The following is an 18,525-nucleotide window of genomic DNA, read 5'->3' on the forward strand; positions in this document are numbered from 1 at the left end:
AACCACCGATATTTTATGTCAACGTCAGAACTACACCAACAACTGAAAGACCACTTCGGGGTCGAGTCGGCCGACGACAGGGTCGTAACCCTGGGAGCGGTGGGAGCGGTGTGCCTACTCGGGTCGGCCGTCGCGTTCTTGATCGGGTCCCCGTTTACCGCGCTGCCCCTCGCGGGGTTCCTGCTCACGGTGGCGTATGGACTGTACGAGTATCAGGCGGCCACGGCGAAAGCGCTGAGTTTTCTCGCGACGGTCGGCACCGGTGCGATCCTCGCGTTGATCACGATCTACCTGATCGTCGAGGCGCTGCCAGCGATCCGCTTCACGGGTGTGGAGATGTTCACACACGCCTCGGAGCCGATGTGGCGCACGCGCGGTGAGGAGATGTACTCGCTCGTCCCGATGATGTGGGGCACGCTCGTCACGACGGTGCTTGCGATGCTGATCGCCGGCCCGCTCGGCGTCGCGGGCGCGCTGTTCATCAGCGAGATCGCACCCGACGCAGTCCGGGAGGTCGTCAAGCCCGCCGTCGAGACACTCGCCGGGATCCCCTCGATCGTCTACGGCTTCATCGGGTTCACCATTCTGAACGACTACATGATGGAGAACGTGGACCTGTCGACGTCCGGCAGTCTCGTCATCGTGGGGATGGTCGTCGGGCTGATGTCACTACCGACGGTCGTTTCCGTCGCCGAGGACGCCATCGCGAGCGTCCCGGAGTCGATGAAGAGCGGCTCGCTCGCGCTCGGAACGACCGACTGGCAGACCACCAAGAGCATCACGATCCCCGCCGCGTTCTCGGGCGTCTCCGCCGCCGTGTTGCTCGGCGTCGGCCGCGCCGTCGGCGAGACGATGGCGGCGACCGTGATCCTGGGCCACGCCCAGCGGCTCCCCGACCCGCTGTACGACGTCTTCGGCAACACCGAGACGCTGACCAGCCTCATCGCGAGCCAGTACGGCGTCGCCAGCGGTACGCACATGAGCGCGCTGTTCGCCGCCGGCGTCGTGCTGTTCGTCAGCGTCACCGTGCTCTCGGTCGCGTCCCAGTACATCGAACGACGCATGCAGAGCCAACTGCAGGGTGAATCATGAGCCAGGAGACGACGACCGGGACGGCCGCGCCCGCCGTCGACGCGTTCGACCGCGTCGCGCTGAGCGTCGTCGGTCTCTCGATCGTGACGTTCCTGCTCGGCTGGACGACGCTGTTCGAGCGCACGAGCGCCGACACCGCCGTCGCGGGCCTCTCGCTGTTTACGCTGTTCGGCGTCGTGTTCCTGTTGGCGGGCCTCGGACTGATCGTCTCGGGAATCGCGTCGTACGTCGACGCATTCGAGACGACCGCCGACCAGTACACCGGACTCGGCACCGGCATCGCGTTCGGCGTGGTCGGTTTCGCGACCGGCGGGTTGGCGACGACGGTCCTGTTCGGCGTCGGCGCCACCGGCAGCGTCCTCGCGGGGCTGGTCGTCGCGTTCGTCACGACGATCGGCGTCGCGGTGCTTCCGGAAGACATCGGCACGACGCTCCCGGTCGGCTCGCTCTCGATCCTCTGGGGCGCGCTGCTGGTCGGCGGCCTCGTCGACGCGAGCTGGTTCTGGAACCCACCGTCGCTGGAGGCGACGTTCCACGCCCCGATCGTCGTACCGCTCGCGACCATCGCGCTCAGCCTGCTCGTCGCCTGGAGCGGCGCTATCGTCGCGGAGGGCTTTGGCAGCCAGGGCCGACAGAACGGCGCGTACCTGCTGATCGGATTGAACGCCTTCGGCATGATCGCAGTACTGCTGTTGCTGATCCTCTTCGTCGTCCGCAAGGGGCTCCCGAAGCTCCTCGAGGGCGCCCAGTTCGGTCCGGGGCTGAGTATCTCCGTTCCCTTCCTCACGAAGGGAGTCGTGCTCGGCCAGCAGTACAACGGCATCTTCCCGGCCATCGTCGGCACGGTCTGGCTCGTGATCGGCGCGGTGGTGCTCGCGGTCCCGATGGGAATCGGCGCTGCCGTCTTCCTCACCGAGTACGCAGAGCAAGGCCGGTTCACCGCGGTCATCGAAACCGCGACCAACGCGCTGTGGAGTACGCCCAGTATCGTCTACGGCCTGTTCGGCTACGCGTTCCTCGTGCCTCGGTTCGGCAACAGCAATTCGCTGCTCGCGGGGATGATGGTTCTGGGCTTCATGCTGCTGCCCCTGGTCGTCATCACCAGTCGCGAGTCGATCAAGAGCGTCCCCGACGAGTACCGGGACGCGAGCGCCGCGCTGGGCGTCAACCAGTGGCAGACGATCCGGAGCGTCGTGCTGCCGGCCGCGATGCCCGGCGTCGTCACCGGCGTGATCCTCGGCGTCGGTCGGATCGCAGGCGAGACGGCGCCGATCCTGCTCGTGACGAGCGGCCAGCCGTTCCCCGCTCGCGCGCCGAGCATCCTCGGCTCCTTTCGGTTCGTCGCGACCCCACCGTTCGTCGAGAACCAGGCGCTGTTGCAGGCCTCGAGCGCGCTCCCCTACCAGCTGTACGCCGTCATCACCGCCGGCGTCGGCCAGGAAGAGGCGTTCGGATGGGGGACCGCCCTCGTACTGCTGATGGTGGTGCTTGGATTCTACGCGATCGGCATCGCCTCGCGAATCTACTTCAGGAGGAAGCTACACGAATGAGCGAACAGACGGCACCGACGAACGTTGCACAGTCATCGAACAGCCATACGGTCGACGCCGAGACCGACGAGCGACTCGTCGACTCGTGGACCGACTACGAATTCGCGGGCGAGGCCGCCATCTCGGTCGAAGACCTCGACGTGTACTACGGCGACGACCGCGCCATCGACAGCATCTCGATGGACATTCCCGAGAAGAGCGTGACGGCACTGATCGGCCCGAGCGGTTGCGGGAAGTCGACGTTCCTTCGGTGTCTCAACCGGATGAACGACCGGATCGACAGTGCCCGAGTCGAGGGGACCGTCGAGATCGACGACGAGAACATCTACGAGGGGGACACCGACCTGGTTGAACTCCGAAAGAAGGTCGGGATGGTCTTCCAGAGCCCGAACCCGTTCCCGAAGTCGATCCGCGCGAACGTCTCCTATGGCCCGCGAAAGCACGGCGACGTCAACGTCGGCGTGCTGGGTCGCCTGCTCGGGAACGACGACCGCGAGGTCGAGCGTGAGATCGTCGAGCGCTCGCTCGAGCAGGCGGCGCTGTGGGAGGAAGTATCCGAGCGGCTCGACGACAACGCGCTCGGGCTCTCGGGCGGCCAGCAACAGCGCCTGTGCATCGCGCGCTGTCTCGCCGTCGACCCCGACGTGATCCTGATGGACGAGCCGGCGAGCGCCCTCGATCCCGTCGCGACCGCCAAAATCGAGGATCTGATCGAGCAACTCGCCGAGGAGTACACCGTCGTGGTCGTTACCCACAACATGCAACAGGCCGCGCGGATCAGCGACCAGACCGCCGTGTTCCTCACCGGCGGTCAACTCGTCGAGTACGACGACACCGACAAGATCTTCGAGAATCCCGAGAGCGACCGCGTCGAGGACTACGTCACCGGCAAATTCGGGTGAGGAGATGGCACGCGAGGACTACCGGGGGCGACTCGAGCGTCTTCGCGAGGCAATCGTCGCGCTGGGCGACCTCGTTCGCGAGCAACTCGCCGACGCCGCCACGGCACTCTTTACCCGCGAACGAGCGCTCGCACGGGAGGTTATCGCGGGCGATCGGAGGGTCAATCAGCGCACCCTCGACATCGAAGGGGAGTGTCTCGACCTGGTGGCACTCTACCAGCCCGTCGCCGGCGACCTTCGGATCGTCGTCGCCGCCTTCAAGATCGTCACCGATCTCGAGCGCGTCGGCGACCTCGCGACCAACCTGGCAGAGTACGCGCTTGCAGCGACCGAATCGTCGCCGCCGCTTCCCGACGTCGATTTCGAGCGGATCGCCGCGCTCGCACTGGAGTTGCTCGAGCAGGCGATCGAGGCGTTCGTCACGGAGGAGCCAGCGGTCTGTTTCGCGGTCGCCGATCGCGACGACGAACTCGACGCCCGCTGTGCCAGCGTCACGGAGCGGGTCGTCCGGGCCTGTATCGATCTCCGGGTCGAAGGCGTCGGCGAGACGACGGAGTGGCTGGTCGAAACCGGTTCCGACGGAACCGCGGGGACGTACGACGTCCTCGCTGACGTCGTGCGGACGCTCGTGATCGTTCGCGACATAGAACGGGTCGGTGATCACGCGGTGAACGTGGCTGCCCGGACGCTGTACGCGGTCGAAAGCAGCGACGAGTTGCTCCGGTGAGACGCCGGCTTCGGTCGTCGCTTCGATAGACGAGGGTTCGGGACGGCGAGCGATCGTCCCGCCCAGGAGACCGCCGTAGCCGGTGCATATTCGACTATGACTCTATAGATGGATATACAGCGTTCATAGCATCCCTTTTTTATACTCTTTCGAATTTTCCCCACGATGAGAATCGATGGGTTCGGACGGTCTGTCGAGTCGGCATCGCGGCGGAAATTCATCGCGGCAACCTGTGGAGGAGGAATGGTAGCTCTCGGCGGGTGTCTGTCGAGCGACGGCGACACGGGAGACGATTCTCGCAACGACGACGAAGGAGAGTCCGACGGCACCGAACTGAACGGGGAAGTCGTCGTCACGGGATCGAGTACGGTCTTCCCGATTTCGGAGGCGATGCGCAATCGGTTCACCGAGGTGCATCCGAACGTCACCGTTCGGGTTCAGTCTACCGGCAGTGGCGGCGGATTCGAGGATCATTTCTGTCCCGGCGACGCCGACATCAACGCGGCGTCGCGGCCGATCAAACCCTCCGAAAGGGACCATTGCACCGGAAACGACGTCTCCCCGATCGAGATGCGGATCGCGGGCGACGCCCTCACGGTGGCCGTCAGCACCGAGAACGACTGGGCCGATTGCCTGTCGTTCGACCAACTGGCACAGATCTGGGGTTCGGGTGGTGCGGAAACCTGGGCCGATATCGACCCGTCGTGGCCCGACGAGCAGTTCGAACTCTACGGCCCGGACACGACATCCGGGACCTACGATTGGTTCACGACGAACGTCGTCGGCGACGCCGGTCCGCATCGCAGTGACTACGTCGGAACGGAAGACGACACCATCATCGTCCAGGGACTCGAGGACAGTCAGTACGCGATGGGATATTTCGGCTACGGCTATTACGCCGAAAACGCGGATCGCGTGACGGCGTTGCGGGTGAAACGGACCGAGAGCGACGACTGTGGGGAGCCGAGTCTGCAAGCGGCACGGAACGGATCGTATCCGATGGCTCGGCCGCTATTCATCTACCCCGCCGAGGAAGCGCTGCAGCGCGAGCCCGTCGCCGAGTTCGTCCGATTCTACCTCGAGAATTCGACCGCGAGTTGGATCGCCGAGGACGTCAATTACGTGCCCTCGAGCGACGAGCAGGCGGACGAGAATCTACAGGCGCTCGACTCGGCCGTGAACTCGTGAGTGCTGTCCGTCGGGGATCGAAGCGTATTCGGGCGGAAGCGGATCGGTGAACGAGCGGGATCGCTGACGTCAGCGCCCGTCCGTTTGCCGGCTCATCGACGGTGACGCGGCTGTTCGATCGCCTGTTGGAACGCTCGAGTCGACGCAAACGCGACGGGACGGGTTCCAACGGCGTCGTTACCGTGTCGGAACAGTTTTGAACTCGCACTATCAACTGTCTCTGTTCGGGCGACCTGCCACTATAGTTTTGGCGGATCTATAGTCCCGTTCTCCTATAGTCCCCTATGTAACATATGGTGAATGTGGGCCTTTCATCCGAATCTGATTTGAGCGCCCCGAGAGCGCCCAAAATGGCAAAATTGCCTTTCGTCGAATCGGCGAATCGTGACTATAGCCGTGTATTTAGAGATATATAGCCAACATAGCATCGTATTTCTATATACAGTCGAACGTCCACACGATGACTGATATCCAGATGGATCGTGAGGGTCGCTCGTATTCTCGGCGAAAATTCCTGGCCGCGACGGGAGCGGCGGGAGCGCTCTCGATCGCTGGTTGCACGGAAAATACCGGTGGAGATGGGGGTAACAAGCGCGTTATCGTCACGGGAAGCAGTACGGTGTTCCCGATTTCAGACAGGTTGTCCGAGGAGTTCATGGACGAAAACTCTCAGGTGAACGTGCCGACAGATCCAACCGGGACGGGCGGTGGATTCAGTAACAATTTCTGTCCCGGCGATTCGGACATTAACGGCGCATCGCGGCCAATCAAGGACGAAGAGCGCCAGTTGTGTCAGGACAACGGCGTCGAACCGATCGAGTTCCAGATCGGGAAGGACGCGGTCACCATGGCGGTCCACAACGACTCCCCGATCGACTGCGTTAGCTACGACGAACTCGCCCAGATCTGGTCCGAAGGCGGTGCCGAAACGTGGTCCGACGTCAACTCCGAGTGGCCCGACACGAAGATCGAGCGCTACGGTCCGCCCTCGACGTCGGGCACGTTCGACTGGTTCGGGAGCAACGTTATCGGCGACTCGGGTAGCCACGTCAAGAATTACGAGAAGACCGAGGACGATAACATCCTCGTCAAGGGCATTTCGTCGACCGAAAACGCGATCGGCTACTTCGGGTACGCCTACTATCGGGAGAACGAGGATAAGCTCAAAGCGCTCGAGATTCGCGAAAGCGAAGACGGCGAGTGCGTCGCACCGAGCATCGAGGCCGCACAGTCCGGCGCCTACCCGATGGCACGGCCGCTTTACATCTACGTCAGCAAGGAGTCGCTCGAGCGCGAACCGGTCTATAACTTCGTCGAGTACTACCTCGAGCAGTCGTCGACCGACACCATCACCGATGTCGGTTACGTCCCCGTCAGCGACGAGCAGGAGCAGTCGAACCTCGAGAAACTCGAGAAGCAAACGAGCTAACCGCGGCGAACCGAACCGAACGATTCACGATGGTTATACGACTATGCCCCACCAATGAGTGAGCGATCGATAGACGTCGACCTGACGCGTTCGTCGTCGGGTCAATTCGTCAGAGAACGCATCTACAAGTGGCTGTTGTTCGGCTGTGCTGCGTTGACGGTCATCGTCACGGGGAGTATCATCCTCACGCTCGCGGTCGACGCGCTCACGTTCTTCAGTAAAGTCTCGCTGACCGAATTTTTCACCGGCACGGAGTGGTACGCCACCTCGGACGGCGGAACGTTCGGCGTCTGGCCGCTCGTGACCTCGACGCTGATTATCACCGCTGTGTCGGCGATCGTCTCGGTGCCGACCGGCGTCGCCGCCGCCGTCTACTTGAGCGAGTACGCGAGCGACCGAATGCGATCGGTTCTGAAACCGTCGCTCGAGGTGCTCGCCGGGATTCCGACCGTCGTGTACGGGTATCTCGCGCTCATCTATCTGACGCCTGCACTCCAGTGGGTCGGCGTTCCGGTCAGCACGTTCAACCTGCTTTCCGCATCGATCATGGTCGGGATCATGATCATCCCGATGGTCTCGTCGCTGTCGGAAGACGCGATGAGTTCCGTGCCGGACTCGCTTCGGCAGGCGGGCTACGGCATGGGCGCGACGAAGTTCGAAGTGTCGACCGGAATCGTCATTCCCGCCGCCGTCTCGGGGATCTTCTCGTCGTTCATTCTCGCGCTTTCGCGAGCGATCGGCGAAACGATGATCGTCGTCATGGCCGCGGGGCTCCAACCGCGGATGTTCAACTTCTCGAATCCGCTCGACAACCTGCTCAGTTCGGGCCAGCCGATGACCGCCGCGATGGTCAACGCCGTGACGAGTGACGCGACCGGCGGCTCGGCGACGTACCTGAGCATGTTCGCCCTCGGACTGACGCTGTTTACGATCACGTTCGCGATGAACCTCGCGAGCGACTTCGTCGCCGCACGCTACCAGGAGGAGTACCAATGACAGATACCGACGAACCACGGGAGGTGTACCGATAATGTCGACCGACCAGCGTACCGGACAGTGGTACGGAACGGGCCAGGCCGTCAGTCGCGTTCGCGGCCGGGCGTTCAAGGCACTCTGTCTCGGCGCGACACTGCTCGCCCTGTCGGCCGTCTTCGTTCTCCTCCTGTACGTCGCGAACGACGCCTTCAAGCCGTTTACCGCAGATTCCGGCTGGCTCCTCACGTTCGTTGGGACGGTCGTTCTCCCCGTCTTCGGAGCGATGGCGTACTACTACACGCGCGACACGAGAGCCGGTGAGACCGCGACCGTCGCGCTCGGACTGCCGATCGCCTCGCTCCTGCTCACCGGCGGGGTGTTCATCACGTTCGACCACATCGTCAGCGTCTATCAGTGGCTCGCGATTCTCGTCGCGCTCGTCGTGGCCGGCGGGATCGTGTCGGCTCACAGCCGCGTTCGAACGGAGGCCGACCTCGAGCGGCTCGCGGTCACGGTGATCGTCCCGGTCCTCGCGCTCTGGCTGATCCCGAAGGGCATTCTTTCGCTTCCCGTGTTGCCGACACGGTCGCTCGCACTAGTGGGTTCGTTCGTCGTCCCGGTCGCGCTCGCCGTCGGCTGGTTCGTTCGGAAACAACGCGAGAGCGACCGTGACGGCGGCATCGCTGCGGGACTGACGCTTATTGGCGCAGTTGCAGGATTCGCACTCGCCCCGATCGTGGGCCTCGATCCGTTCGTCTGGATGCTTCTCGTCACGGTCACCGCCGTCCCGGTCGGCCTCTACGTTGAGAGCGTCGTCCGCAACGAGGCCGGCGTTACCGGCCTCGCGTTTCCGCTCATCGTTGCCGGTGGTATTCTCGCCGGTGTCCTCATCACGGACGCGCTGGGATTCACCGGCCCGAGTGCGTGGCTCGACTGGGGATTCCTCACGAACGCCCCATCGAGGACTCCCGAGGACGCGGGCTTCTATCCGCCCCTCGTCGGCTCCGTGATGATGTTGCTCGTGATCGTCGCGTCCGCGTTCCCCGTCGGCGTCGGCGCTGCGCTCTATCTCGAGGAGTACGCCCCGGAACGTGGTCTGTGGGGGCGCGTCGTCGACCTGATCGAAGTCAACATCGGTAATCTCGCCGGCGTTCCATCCGTCGTCTACGGCGTTCTCGGGCTCGCGCTGTTCGTCCGATGGGGCGGTCTGAATTCCGGGACCGCCCTCGTCGGCGGGTTCACGATCGGACTGCTCATCCTCCCGATCGTCATCATCTCCTCCCAAGAGGCGATCAGTGCCGTCCCCGATTCGATGCGGCGCGCATCGTACGGCATGGGAGCGACCAAGTGGCAAACGATCCGCAACGTCGTCCTCCCGGAGGCGCTGCCGGGAATCATGACCGGCAACATCCTCGCGATGGGCCGTGCGATCGGCGAGACGGCACCGCTGCTCATCATCGGCGCACCCGCAGTCGTTCGAATTGCGCCGAATTCCTTCACGACCAAGATTAGCGCGATGCCGCGCCAGATCTACACCTGGTCCGGCGCGATTCAACAAGAGTTTCAACACGGCGTCCTCGCCGCCGGGGTCGTCACGCTACTGATCGTCCTCTTGCTGATGAACGCCTCCGCCATCATCATCCGGAACAAGTATCAACGCCGAGACTGACCCATGACACAAGATACTATGAGCGATCCGAACAGCAGTACCGATACCCAAGCAACTGACGAGGGGCAGGGAAGCCTCGCGAGCGGCGATCTCGAGGGTTCCGATCCGACGACCGAGTCGCTGGTCGAATCGTCGATCGATGTCGACGGTCGTTCGGGTCAGCCGGCAAGCGGGAGCCAGACCGTAATCGAATCGAGATCCCTCGACGTCTACTACGACGACGTTCAGGCGCTACAGTCGATCGATATCGAAATTCCATCCAAGCAGGTTACAGCGATTATCGGGCCATCGGGCTGCGGGAAATCGACGTTCCTTCGGTGTATCAACCGAATGAACGATCTCGTCGACGCTGCCCGCGTCGACGGTGAACTGCTGTTCGGCGGGAAGAACGTCTACGACGACGACGTCGATCCAGTCGTACTCCGTCGCAAGATCGGGATGGTGTTTCAGGCGCCGAACCCGTTCCCGAAGAGTATCTACGACAACGTCGCCTACGGGCTCGAGGTACAGGGTATCGACGGTGACCACGACGCGGTCGTCGAGAACGCGCTCCGTCGCGCCGCGCTCTGGGACGAAGTGAAAGACCGACTCGACGAGAGCGCGCTCGGCCTCTCCGGCGGCCAGCAACAACGCCTCTGTATTGCGCGAGCGATCGCGGTCGACCCCGACGTCCTTCTGATGGACGAACCTGCCTCGGCGCTGGACCCAGTCGCGACGTCGCAGGTCGAAGACCTGATCGACGACCTCGCCGAGGAGTACACGGTCGTCATCGTCACCCACAACATGCAGCAGGCGGCCCGTATCTCGGACAAAACGGCCGTCTTCCTGACCGGCGGCGAACTCGTCGAGTTCGACGACACCGACAAGATCTTCGAGAACCCCGAACACGACCGCGTCGAGGACTACATCACCGGCAAGTTCGGATAAGGTCGGAGCGCCCTCGCTCACTCTCTTTGTCCCCACCGCTTGCGGTCCGGATTTTCGGCATCGTCGGTTCGTTTCGTGAACGTCCTCGGTTCGTATCCTCAGCACCGCCGACAGCGTCGTCGGGGTCGTCGATCCGTCGTGACGATCACCACGGGTCTTCGATAACGCGCGTGAGAGACCCCTTCACGCGAATCGCCATAACCGCTCGAGACAGTCTCTAACACCTGTCAATGCCAGATACTGACCATGTCGTTTATCAGTCGACACCGCGTGGTAATAGGGCACATGGTCGCCAACGGGGTCCATATCCTGGCCAGTCTGGCACTGGTGCTGATTATCGTTCGATCTAGACGACCCGAACCGTACCTCGTCACGGCGCTCGCCGCCGCCGTTCCGGACATCGACATCATCGTCTTTCGACCGCTGGTGACTCACGGATACGTCGAGGGAGTCCTGTGGGCGCATCGGGGAGTGACACATTCGGTACTATCCGGGCTCGTCGTCGTCGGTCTCCTCTCCGTGTTCGGACCCTGGCGCGCGGCCGCCATCGGATACGGCTCACACCTCTTCTTCGATTCGCTGACCGGCGGGGTCCGGCCGTTCGCTCCCTTCGATCCCGCGCTGTACGGGGTTTCCGTCGACTGGCTGCTCTTGAACCTGGTGACCTCGGCCGTCGCAGTTACCGTCCTCCTCGGCGGGATGTTCGGGCGAAAGTACGATTTCGGGTACCGGGTTCCCTCGCTCACACCGAACCCGCTACTCGACTGGTTCCAGTAGCGGTCGTCGTCCGTAATCGCTCTCGGTCGCTATTCCGACCGCCGACCGCTCGAGTCGGTCGGATACCCGTCGAACACGCTCGACCGATCCCGGAACGGCTCCGCGAGCCAGTTCCGTGGGGGTGATAGTTTAAGGGTTCCGGGTCCGCTATCCTGAGCATGGCCGACCCGACCGGATCCGACGGCGACGATCCGACCCTGACGCTGTATCGACTACACGGCTGCCCGTACTGCGAACGCGTCGCACGACGACTCGAGCGATACGACGTGTCGTACAGGTCCCGATTCGTCGCCGGCGAACACAGTCGGCGAGACGCGGTCAAACGCGTCGCGGGCACGCGATCGGTACCCCTGTTGATCGACCGCGATCGGGGGGTGACGATGCCGGAGAGCGGCCAGATCGTCGAGTATCTCGATCGAACGTACGGCACCGGGGCGGTCGACGAGGAGGGTATCTAACGTGGCCGACTTCCAACTGATCGATTTTCCGCCGTCGGACCATCCCGTCGAGGGGGACTCCGTGCCGGACTTCACCCGCCCGCTCGTCACCGAGGAATACTGGGAGGACGTCCCGCTATCCGCCCTCGCCCAGAACGCCGGGTCCGTCCTGCTGGTATTTTACCCGTTGAACTGGGGTGGGAAATCGCTATACTGGTGGACGGAGATTCGAGAGCGCGAGTGGGGGAGCGACGACGTCGCGGTCGTAGGCGTCGGAATTTCACAACCGTTCGACCACCAGCGGTTCATCGAAGCGAGAGACCTCGAGTATCCGCTCTATTCGGACCCCGGAAACGGCGTCGCGGAACGGTACGATATCGTTCACGACCTCGATGGGATGGCCGGGATCGCCGAACCGCGACCGGCGGTCTTCCTGGTCGACGCCGATCTGACCGCCGAGTACGTCTGGGTCGCCGGCGAGTGGCCCGAGTCGCCGCCGTACGACGAGATCGAGTCGGCACTAACGCGATCGTAAGCCGGTGTCGAGCGGATCGGCGGTCGCGCCCGCGGGCGCCGTTCGACGAGTCGGCGCCGGGAGGACCCGTGCCGCCGATCCCGGTGCCGTCCCAGAGGTTGGCACACAGCCTTTATCAGTGACGGACGAGGTGCCTTAGGTATGGCCAGGCAATCATACCAGGAGAAACTCACGGAACTTCGTGAGGACGTTCTCTACATGAGTGAGGTCGTAATGGAGCGACTTCGGATGGGACTCGACGCCTTAGAGCAGAAAGACGAGGAACTCGCCCGCGAAGTGATCGAAGGAGACGGCGAGATCAATCGGATGTACCTCGACCTGGAACAGGACTGTATCGACCTGCTCGCGCTCCAACAGCCGGTCGCGAGCGACCTTCGGTTCATCGCGGCGTCGTTCAAGATCATCACCGACCTCGAGCGAATCGCGGATCTCGCGACGAATCTCGGCGAGTACACGATCGAGGCCGAACAGGACCTCTTCCCGGACGTCGACGTCCAGGAGATGGGGGAATTGACCCTCGACATGCTCGAGGACGCGATGGTCGCGTACGACGCCGAAGACGTCGACCTGTGTCGGACGCTTGCGAACCGCGACGACGAACTCGATCGCTTCGCAGAACGAGCGAGCGAGATCGTCGTTCGGGACCTCATCGAGCGCGAACTCGAGTCACCGAGCGAAGTCGAACAGTTACTCCAGGACGTCTCGCGCCTTCTGTTGACGATTCGCGATCTCGAGCGCGTCGGCGACCATACGGTCAATATCGCCGCGAGGACGTTGTACATGGTCGAAAACGACGACGAACTCATCTACTGACCCGATCGGCACCCGGATGCTATCGCCGGCCGAGTCGACCGGCGCGCGGTCCCGCGGCTTTCCGCCCCGGATCGATACCGTCGATCGGTGGCCGGAACGATACCGTCGGGTCGTCCCTTCGAACGGTCGCGACGGATTCTATCCCGTCGTGTTGCCGCCCGTTTCGTTGCCGGTCTCGTTGCCGCCCGTTTCGTTGCCGGTCTCGTTACCAGTCTCGTTACCGCCACCGCCGCCACCGCCGCCACCGCCGACTTGAATCTCGCCGACCATCGTCGTCGGGTGGACCTGGCAGATGTACGTGGTCATCTCGCTGGTGGGCTGGAACTCGAGCCACTGGTTTTCGGGTTCGGTGACGACCTCCGTCGCGAGGTCGTCGACGATCTCGTCGTTTTCGTTCCGAATCTCGATGTTGTGTCGGGCGCCGTCACCGGTCGTCCAGCCGATCTCGTAGGTTTCGCCCTCCTGGAGGATGAGCGTCGGATTCTCCATGTCCGCGATCGAGTCGGGTGCGATCCCGACCCAGCCGGACGTCTGTCCGTCGAACTCGATCTGCGTGCCGGGTTCGATCTCGACGCCGCCGTTACCACCGCCGCCGTTGCCACCGCCGTTGCCGTTGCCGTTGCCGTTACCGCCTCCACCACCGCAACCGGCGACCAACGCCGTCGATGTCGCGACACCAGTCAGCTTGAGCATCCGCCGTCGTGATACCTTCTCGTCTCGTACCATCGTGCTGACTTTGTGCTCGTCGGGAATAGCCGAATAGCCGTCACCTGCGTGGCAGTCATATACGGGCGGGTTTGTCACAGTAGAAACCGCCGACTACGCCACATTCGGCGTGTTAACCCTACGCACGGGTCGGACGCGCTCACCGAGTCGGTCGCGATTCCGATCCGCGTTCCGGAACGCGTGTCAACAACTGCGTCGTGTCGACGATATTTCTCGTTTCGAGCAACACCTCCGCGGCCTCCCGAACGGTGAACTCGGCTTCGAGTTCCACGCCGTGACAGCGTGCGTAACACTCGAACCAGCGGTTCATGGCGGCCTCGAGCGCGTCGAATTCGTACTCGCTAAACGGGACCAGTCGACCGCCGGTGCGAGCTTCGATGTACAACCAGATCGCCTGACCCGCACCATCGCGAAGGTAGTGGTCGGCCTCGTCGGGATCCGTTCGGACCGCTGTTCCGGCCGGAGAACGGCTGGCGGCATCGGATCGGGTGGCCGTGTCGGGACTGCTGGCACCGTCCGACCGGGAGGCTGCCTCGAGTGCAGTCCGTTCGCGCTCGGCACGGCGGGCGAGCGCGGCGATGCGGGGACCGTACCGGCTCACGCTATCCCTCGCGGAACTCCACACCTTTGCCGCCACGGGGATGTTCCCAGTCGGTGTCGGCGACGATAGCGCAGGTGCCGCATTCGACGCACGGCTGGGTGTCGAGGCTGACCAGCGTCTCCTCCGAGCCGTTGGTCTTCACCGTCTCCGAGCGGTAGCAGCCGCCGCCGAAGTCCTCCGCACTCACGGGACAGGCGGTGACGGCCGCGCCGCTGGCCGCGTAGGATTCGTCTCTGAGTTCGATGTGCGGATTGCCCACGTCGGTATCGTAGGTGAGGTCGCCGATCCGCTGCTCGAGACTCGGCGGTTCGATCTCGTTGTCCCACTGGATCGTTCGGCCGTGTTGCTCGCCGATCACCGTCGGCAGGGAGACGTAGCCAGTCTTGGTGTCGGGCAGCATCGATACCAGAAACGGCGAGTTGTAGGCGCGCTCGAGCAGACGATTCGCGATCGGATTGCCGACCGCGACCGAGCCGACCGGGGAGTCGAGCACCCGTTCGACGGCCGCGGTGACGGTGTCGTTTTCGCCGACGGTCCGGCTGAGTTCGTACCGACGGGGCCGAAGCTTGTCCATCGTTCCCGAATCCTCGAGCATCCGGGCGTACCGCCGGCCGGCGGCCGCCGGATCGTTGTTCCCGCGGGTGATGGAGAAGGCGTCCGCCGCGAGCGCGCCGGCGGTAACGGCGTGATTCATCCCCTTGATGATCGGCCCCTGGGCTTGCATCTGTCCGGCGGCGTCGCCCACGAGAACGAGCCGATCCCGGTAGGGCTCGCGGTGGGCGACCTTCTTCGAGTCGGGGACGAGCTTTGCGGCGTACTCGAGTTCGTGATAGTCGTTGCGGAACCAGCCGGCCAGCAGCGGATGCGTCAGCAAGGCGTCGAGCAGGTCGTGTGGGTTCGCCTCCTGCTCGACGAGACTATCGAGGTGGAAGACGGTCCCGATCGACAGCGAGTCCTCGTTCGTATAGAGGAAGCCGCCGCCGCGGACGTCCTCGAAGAGGTCGCCGGAGAACAGATGTGCGGCTCCTTCGTCGGGGTCGATGTCGAACCGGTCGTCGATCGCGTCGGGTTCCATGTCGACGACCGCCTTGACGCCCTGGAACCACTCGTCGGGTTCCTCCCAGTCCATCAACCCGGCATCGCGGGCGAGTTCCGAGTTGACGCCGTCGGCCCCGACGATCACGTCCGCCTTGATCGGGTCGAGTTCGTCACAGGTGACGCCGACGATCTCGCCGTTTTCCCTGAGGAGGCCGTTCACCCGAACGTTCGTCAGTACGCCACCGCCCGTCTCGCTCGTCTTCTCGTGGACCCGTTGCTCGAGCCAGGCGTCCATCTCCCGGCGGAGGACGGCGTCGCACCAGTCGGTATCGTGTTCGTGCAGGTCGACCAGATCGTACGTCTTGACCGAGTTCCCGGCCACGTTGTGGATGTAGTAGTCCGTGACCGGCCGTTCGGACGCCTCCTCGCGGAAGCCCTCGAAGAGGTCGTCGATCGTGTACGGTGCCGAATCTTCGGCGTAGATCAACCCGCCCGAGACGTTCTTCGATCCCGCTTCCGTCCCCCGCTCCAGGACGAGCGTCTCGACGCCGTGGTCGGCGAGCCGGGCAGCCGCCGCGGCCCCGCCGGGGCCACAGCCCACCACGACCGCCTCGTAGTGCTCGTAGTCGTCGGTGTCGGCCGCCATCACTCGTCACCCCCGTCGGCGACGGCCTCGGGCTCGAGCGCCGTCTCGCCCGATTCGACGGCCTCAGTGAGCCGCGGTAACACCTCGAACAGATCGCCCTCGACGAAGTAGTCGCTGAAGTCACGGATGCGGGCGTCGGTGTCGGTGTTGACCGCGACGATGGTGTCGGATTCGTCCATGCCGACTTTGTGCTGGACCGCACCGGAGACGCCCGCCGCGATGTAGAGGTCGGGCGCGACGACCTGGCCCGTCTCACCGATCTGGCGCTCTTCTTTCGAATACTGCTCGACGTGGCCCTCGAACTGGTACGAGGAGGTGACGATCCCGCGCGTGATCCCGAGTTCGGCGTCCTCGAACGCGTCGACCAGGTCGAGACCGAGTTCCATCCCGAGCGTCGGATCGTCGGCGATCCCGCGGCCCAGACAGACGATCACGTCGTGGTCGGTGAGGTCGATCCCGGCCTCGAGTCGGTCGGAGTCGGTGATCTCGACGCGGAACCACTCCTCCTCGAGTTCCATGTCGTGTTCCACGACGAGACCCTCCCGATCGTAGTCGGGTTCCATGGGCTCGAAGCTTCCCGGAATGACGGAACATCCCTGCGGGTGGAACTCTCGCCCCGGATTGTCGAGACACAGGATCGTCGAGTACTCGAACCCGGAGAAATCGGGTCGCTTCATGTGGAGGACCTTCTCGAAGGTCTTCTTGACGCCCGGTTCGCCGGTCTTGACCGGGTTCGAGACCTCGTTCTCCTCGATGAAGAGGTCAGAACAGTCCGAGGCCAGCCCGGAGTCGAGTTCCGCCTGGACCTTCGCCGAGAGGTCGCGTCCGTTGTTCGTCGCCGGGAACAGGACGTAGCGCGGTTTGTCGTAGTCGCGCCAGTCGGTACTCTCGACCGATCCCTCGCCGCGTGCCATGTGCGCCGAGATTTCCGTGTACGGTTTGTGGAGGAACCGTTCCAACCTGTCGTCGTCGTGATAGACCGCCACGTCCGCTCCGTGAGCGATACACTCCTCGGCGAGCCCCTCGCAGTCGTCACCCATCAGGAACGCGACGACGTTCTCGTCGTCGCCGTAATCCGATTCGAACTGGTCCATCAACTGGCGGGCTTTGCCCAGCATCTCTCGCGACACCTCGAGCAACTCGCCCGCCTGGGTCTCACAGAAGACCCACATGTCTTCGTACTCGCCGTCCGCGAGCGCCCTGACGTGTCTCTTGTCGCGAGTCGGGTGCGTGAGGCCGTCGTCTTCCTCCGGTTCGTCTTCCGTCCCCTCGTCCTCGGCTTCGGGTTCGGTTTCGTCTGCCGCCTCGTCCTCGGCATCGGCATCGTCCTCCACGGATTCGGCCTCGGCATCGTCACCCACGTCTTCGGCCGTCTCCTCGTACTCGCCTTCCGTCTCGGTGCCCTCCTCGACTCCCTCGAGATCGGCGCCGATCTCTTCGAGCCGGTTGTGGACCGCCTCGCGGGCCGTCGCCCGATCCTGGCCGGTCCGTTCGGCCTCGAGTATCGCCTGGAGGTCGTCCGCGTCGTCGATCGTCTCGAGTTCGTCGGTCAGTTCGTCGACGGTGTGGTCATCCGGGTCTACTGTCGTCATTTTAATCACCTGCCTCTGCGCTAAACGGATGCATTTCCTCGAGTACGTCGCCCATGCCGTCGTCGGGATCGATCATCGTCGCCTCCCGCTCCGAGGGCGCTTTCGGGATCGGATCGACCGACGAGACGATCGTGGGCGAACCGTCGAGTCCGATGTAATCGGGGTCGAGATTCAGATCGACGTGATCCCACGTCGTCAGGTGGTCGTCGTGCGCCGCGGCCCGCGCTTCCGTTTCTGCCCGGAGGCGCTTGTGCGTCAACCGGTGGGAGGCCTTCCGGTACGTCGGCTCGAACTCGGGATCGGTGACGACGAAACAGGGCAGGGGCGCCTCGACCGTCTCGATTTCGTCGACGTCACCCTCGACGAGGCGCTTCGCGCGCAGCATCCGCTCGTCCGGATCGATGTCGAGTGCGATGACGTGCGTGACGATCGGCCAGTCCATCGCCCAGCACGTTTGCGGGCCGGTCTGACCGGTCTCCCCGTCGGCCGTCTTGAATCCCGCGAACACGATGTCGATGTCGTCTACTTCCTCTTGATACTTCTCGAGGCCGGCACTCAGCGTGATCGCCGTCGCCCACGTGTCCGAGGCGGCCAGCTCGCGGTCCGAGAGCAGATAGCTGTCGTCGGTGTAGACCGATTCCATCGCACCCTGCAGAACGTCGGCATACCCCGGCGGACCCATACTCATCCCGGAGACGTGGCCGCCGTGGCGAACTTTCGTCTGCAGCGCGGCTTCCACTGCGAACGCGTCGTTCGGGTTCATGACCGTCGGCGTCTTTCCCCGCTCGAGGTGGCCGTCTTCGTCGAACGAGACGGCGCCTTCCGAAAAGTCGGGGACGCCTTTCGTCAGAACTATCGATCGCATCGATCCCTCCGTCGTAGACTAGTGATTGGTATTAAC

18 protein-coding genes are annotated in these 18,525 nt (G+C 63.7%); 13 read left to right on the top strand and 5 right to left on the bottom strand.

The features are described 5' to 3' along the window. Positions 1 to 15: 15 nt before the first annotated feature. The 13 genes from pstC (NJT13_RS05990) (at position 16) to phoU (NJT13_RS06050) (ending at position 13,021) form a co-directional block, all read left to right on the top strand. A complete protein-coding gene (pstC, locus tag NJT13_RS05990) occupies positions 16 to 1,092 on the top strand; it encodes a phosphate ABC transporter permease subunit PstC (protein WP_254524668.1) in 1,077 nt (358 codons plus the stop codon). After that, positions 1,089 to 2,642, top strand: a complete 1,554-nt coding sequence (pstA, locus tag NJT13_RS05995) for a phosphate ABC transporter permease PstA (protein WP_254524669.1) — start codon at positions 1,089 to 1,091, stop codon at positions 2,640 to 2,642. Before pstC (NJT13_RS05990) ends, pstA (NJT13_RS05995) begins: the two co-directional genes overlap by 4 nt. Continuing rightward, on the top strand, positions 2,639 to 3,544 hold the full coding sequence (pstB, locus tag NJT13_RS06000; RefSeq protein WP_254524670.1) for a phosphate ABC transporter ATP-binding protein PstB: 906 nt from the start codon (positions 2,639 to 2,641) through the stop codon (positions 3,542 to 3,544). Before pstA (NJT13_RS05995) ends, pstB (NJT13_RS06000) begins: the two co-directional genes overlap by 4 nt. Positions 3,545 to 3,548: 4 nt before the next feature. After that, positions 3,549 to 4,271, top strand: coding sequence for a phosphate signaling complex protein PhoU (gene phoU / locus NJT13_RS06005; protein WP_254524671.1), 723 nt, complete (start codon positions 3,549 to 3,551; stop codon positions 4,269 to 4,271). 165 nt (positions 4,272 to 4,436) lie between these two features. Beyond that, positions 4,437 to 5,459, top strand: a complete 1,023-nt coding sequence (locus NJT13_RS06010; RefSeq protein ID WP_254524672.1) for a PstS family phosphate ABC transporter substrate-binding protein — start codon at positions 4,437 to 4,439, stop codon at positions 5,457 to 5,459. Between the two features lie 460 nt (positions 5,460 to 5,919). Beyond that, positions 5,920 to 6,888, top strand: coding sequence for a PstS family phosphate ABC transporter substrate-binding protein (locus NJT13_RS06015; protein WP_254524673.1), 969 nt, complete (start codon positions 5,920 to 5,922; stop codon positions 6,886 to 6,888). A gap of 54 nt (positions 6,889 to 6,942) precedes the next feature. Next, positions 6,943 to 7,884, top strand: coding sequence for a phosphate ABC transporter permease subunit PstC (gene pstC / locus NJT13_RS06020; protein ID WP_254524674.1), 942 nt, complete (start codon positions 6,943 to 6,945; stop codon positions 7,882 to 7,884). A gap of 34 nt (positions 7,885 to 7,918) precedes the next feature. Then, positions 7,919 to 9,532, top strand: coding sequence for a phosphate ABC transporter permease PstA (pstA, locus tag NJT13_RS06025; protein ID WP_254524675.1), 1,614 nt, complete (start codon positions 7,919 to 7,921; stop codon positions 9,530 to 9,532). 3 nt (positions 9,533 to 9,535) lie between these two features. Continuing rightward, entirely contained in the window at positions 9,536 to 10,459 is a 924-nt protein-coding gene (gene pstB / locus NJT13_RS06030) for a phosphate ABC transporter ATP-binding protein PstB (protein WP_425499788.1), read from the top strand. 285 nt (positions 10,460 to 10,744) lie between these two features. Further along, positions 10,745 to 11,236, top strand: a complete 492-nt coding sequence (locus NJT13_RS06035; protein WP_254524676.1) for a metal-dependent hydrolase — start codon at positions 10,745 to 10,747, stop codon at positions 11,234 to 11,236. Positions 11,237 to 11,394: 158 nt separating this feature from the next. Continuing rightward, a complete protein-coding gene (locus NJT13_RS06040; protein ID WP_254524677.1) occupies positions 11,395 to 11,694 on the top strand; it encodes a glutaredoxin family protein in 300 nt (99 codons plus the stop codon). A 1-nt stretch (position 11,695) separates the two neighbouring features. Continuing rightward, complete coding sequence (locus NJT13_RS06045; RefSeq protein ID WP_254524678.1) at positions 11,696 to 12,208, top strand: redoxin domain-containing protein; 513 nt, start codon at positions 11,696 to 11,698, stop codon at positions 12,206 to 12,208. Between the two features lie 141 nt (positions 12,209 to 12,349). Further along, positions 12,350 to 13,021 (top strand): phosphate signaling complex protein PhoU, encoded by a 672-nt coding sequence (gene phoU, locus NJT13_RS06050; protein ID WP_254524679.1) that lies wholly within the window; start codon positions 12,350 to 12,352, stop codon positions 13,019 to 13,021. 138 nt (positions 13,022 to 13,159) lie between these two features. Here the strand turns inward: phoU (NJT13_RS06050) and NJT13_RS06055 are convergent, their stop codons facing one another. The 5 genes from NJT13_RS06055 to NJT13_RS06075 form a co-directional block, all read right to left on the bottom strand. Next, positions 13,160 to 13,714, bottom strand: a complete 555-nt coding sequence (locus NJT13_RS06055; RefSeq protein WP_254525408.1) for a hypothetical protein — start codon at positions 13,712 to 13,714, stop codon at positions 13,160 to 13,162. Between the two features lie 172 nt (positions 13,715 to 13,886). Next, on the bottom strand, positions 13,887 to 14,348 hold the full coding sequence (locus NJT13_RS06060; RefSeq protein ID WP_254524680.1) for a DUF8055 family protein: 462 nt from the start codon (positions 14,346 to 14,348) through the stop codon (positions 13,887 to 13,889). Position 14,349: 1 nt separating this feature from the next. Beyond that, positions 14,350 to 16,032: an FAD-dependent monooxygenase gene (locus NJT13_RS06065; RefSeq protein ID WP_254524681.1), complete on the bottom strand. Its 1,683-nt coding sequence runs from the start codon at positions 16,030 to 16,032 to the stop codon at positions 14,350 to 14,352. Continuing rightward, positions 16,032 to 17,624, bottom strand: a complete 1,593-nt coding sequence (locus tag NJT13_RS06070) for an electron transfer flavoprotein subunit alpha/FixB family protein (RefSeq protein WP_254524682.1) — start codon at positions 17,622 to 17,624, stop codon at positions 16,032 to 16,034. Before NJT13_RS06070 ends, NJT13_RS06065 begins: the two co-directional genes overlap by 1 nt. Before the next feature lies 1 nt (position 17,625). Beyond that, on the bottom strand, positions 17,626 to 18,489 hold the full coding sequence (locus NJT13_RS06075; protein ID WP_254524683.1) for an electron transfer flavoprotein subunit beta/FixA family protein: 864 nt from the start codon (positions 18,487 to 18,489) through the stop codon (positions 17,626 to 17,628). Positions 18,490 to 18,525 lie beyond the last annotated feature (36 nt).

Source organism: Natrinema caseinilyticum (assembly GCF_024227435.1).
Lineage (GTDB): Archaea > Halobacteriota > Halobacteria > Halobacteriales > Natrialbaceae > Natrinema > Natrinema caseinilyticum.

Bases quoted from the DNA above. Each gene is read 5' to 3' on its own strand.
- phoU (WP_254524679.1), top strand. From the start codon at position 12,350: ATGGCCAGGCAATCATACCAGGAGAAACTCACGGAACTTCGTGAGGAC.
- NJT13_RS06040 (WP_254524677.1), top strand. From the start codon at position 11,395: ATGGCCGACCCGACCGGATCCGACGGCGACGATCCGACCCTGACGCTG.
- pstA (WP_254524675.1), top strand. From the start codon at position 7,919: ATGTCGACCGACCAGCGTACCGGACAGTGGTACGGAACGGGCCAGGCC.
- NJT13_RS06070 (WP_254524682.1), bottom strand. From the start codon at position 17,624: ATGACGACAGTAGACCCGGATGACCACACCGTCGACGAACTGACCGAC.
- NJT13_RS06035 (WP_254524676.1), top strand. From the start codon at position 10,745: ATGGTCGCCAACGGGGTCCATATCCTGGCCAGTCTGGCACTGGTGCTG.
- NJT13_RS06075 (WP_254524683.1), bottom strand. From the start codon at position 18,489: ATGCGATCGATAGTTCTGACGAAAGGCGTCCCCGACTTTTCGGAAGGC.
- NJT13_RS06010 (WP_254524672.1), top strand. From the start codon at position 4,437: ATGAGAATCGATGGGTTCGGACGGTCTGTCGAGTCGGCATCGCGGCGG.
- NJT13_RS06015 (WP_254524673.1), top strand. From the start codon at position 5,920: ATGACTGATATCCAGATGGATCGTGAGGGTCGCTCGTATTCTCGGCGA.
- pstC (WP_254524668.1), top strand. From the start codon at position 16: ATGTCAACGTCAGAACTACACCAACAACTGAAAGACCACTTCGGGGTC.
- NJT13_RS06065 (WP_254524681.1), bottom strand. From the start codon at position 16,032: ATGGCGGCCGACACCGACGACTACGAGCACTACGAGGCGGTCGTGGTG.
- pstB (WP_254524670.1), top strand. From the start codon at position 2,639: ATGAGCGAACAGACGGCACCGACGAACGTTGCACAGTCATCGAACAGC.
- pstA (WP_254524669.1), top strand. From the start codon at position 1,089: ATGAGCCAGGAGACGACGACCGGGACGGCCGCGCCCGCCGTCGACGCG.
- phoU (WP_254524671.1), top strand. From the start codon at position 3,549: ATGGCACGCGAGGACTACCGGGGGCGACTCGAGCGTCTTCGCGAGGCA.
- NJT13_RS06055 (WP_254525408.1), bottom strand. From the start codon at position 13,714: ATGCTCAAGCTGACTGGTGTCGCGACATCGACGGCGTTGGTCGCCGGT.
- pstB (WP_425499788.1), top strand. From the start codon at position 9,536: ATGACACAAGATACTATGAGCGATCCGAACAGCAGTACCGATACCCAA.
- pstC (WP_254524674.1), top strand. From the start codon at position 6,943: ATGAGTGAGCGATCGATAGACGTCGACCTGACGCGTTCGTCGTCGGGT.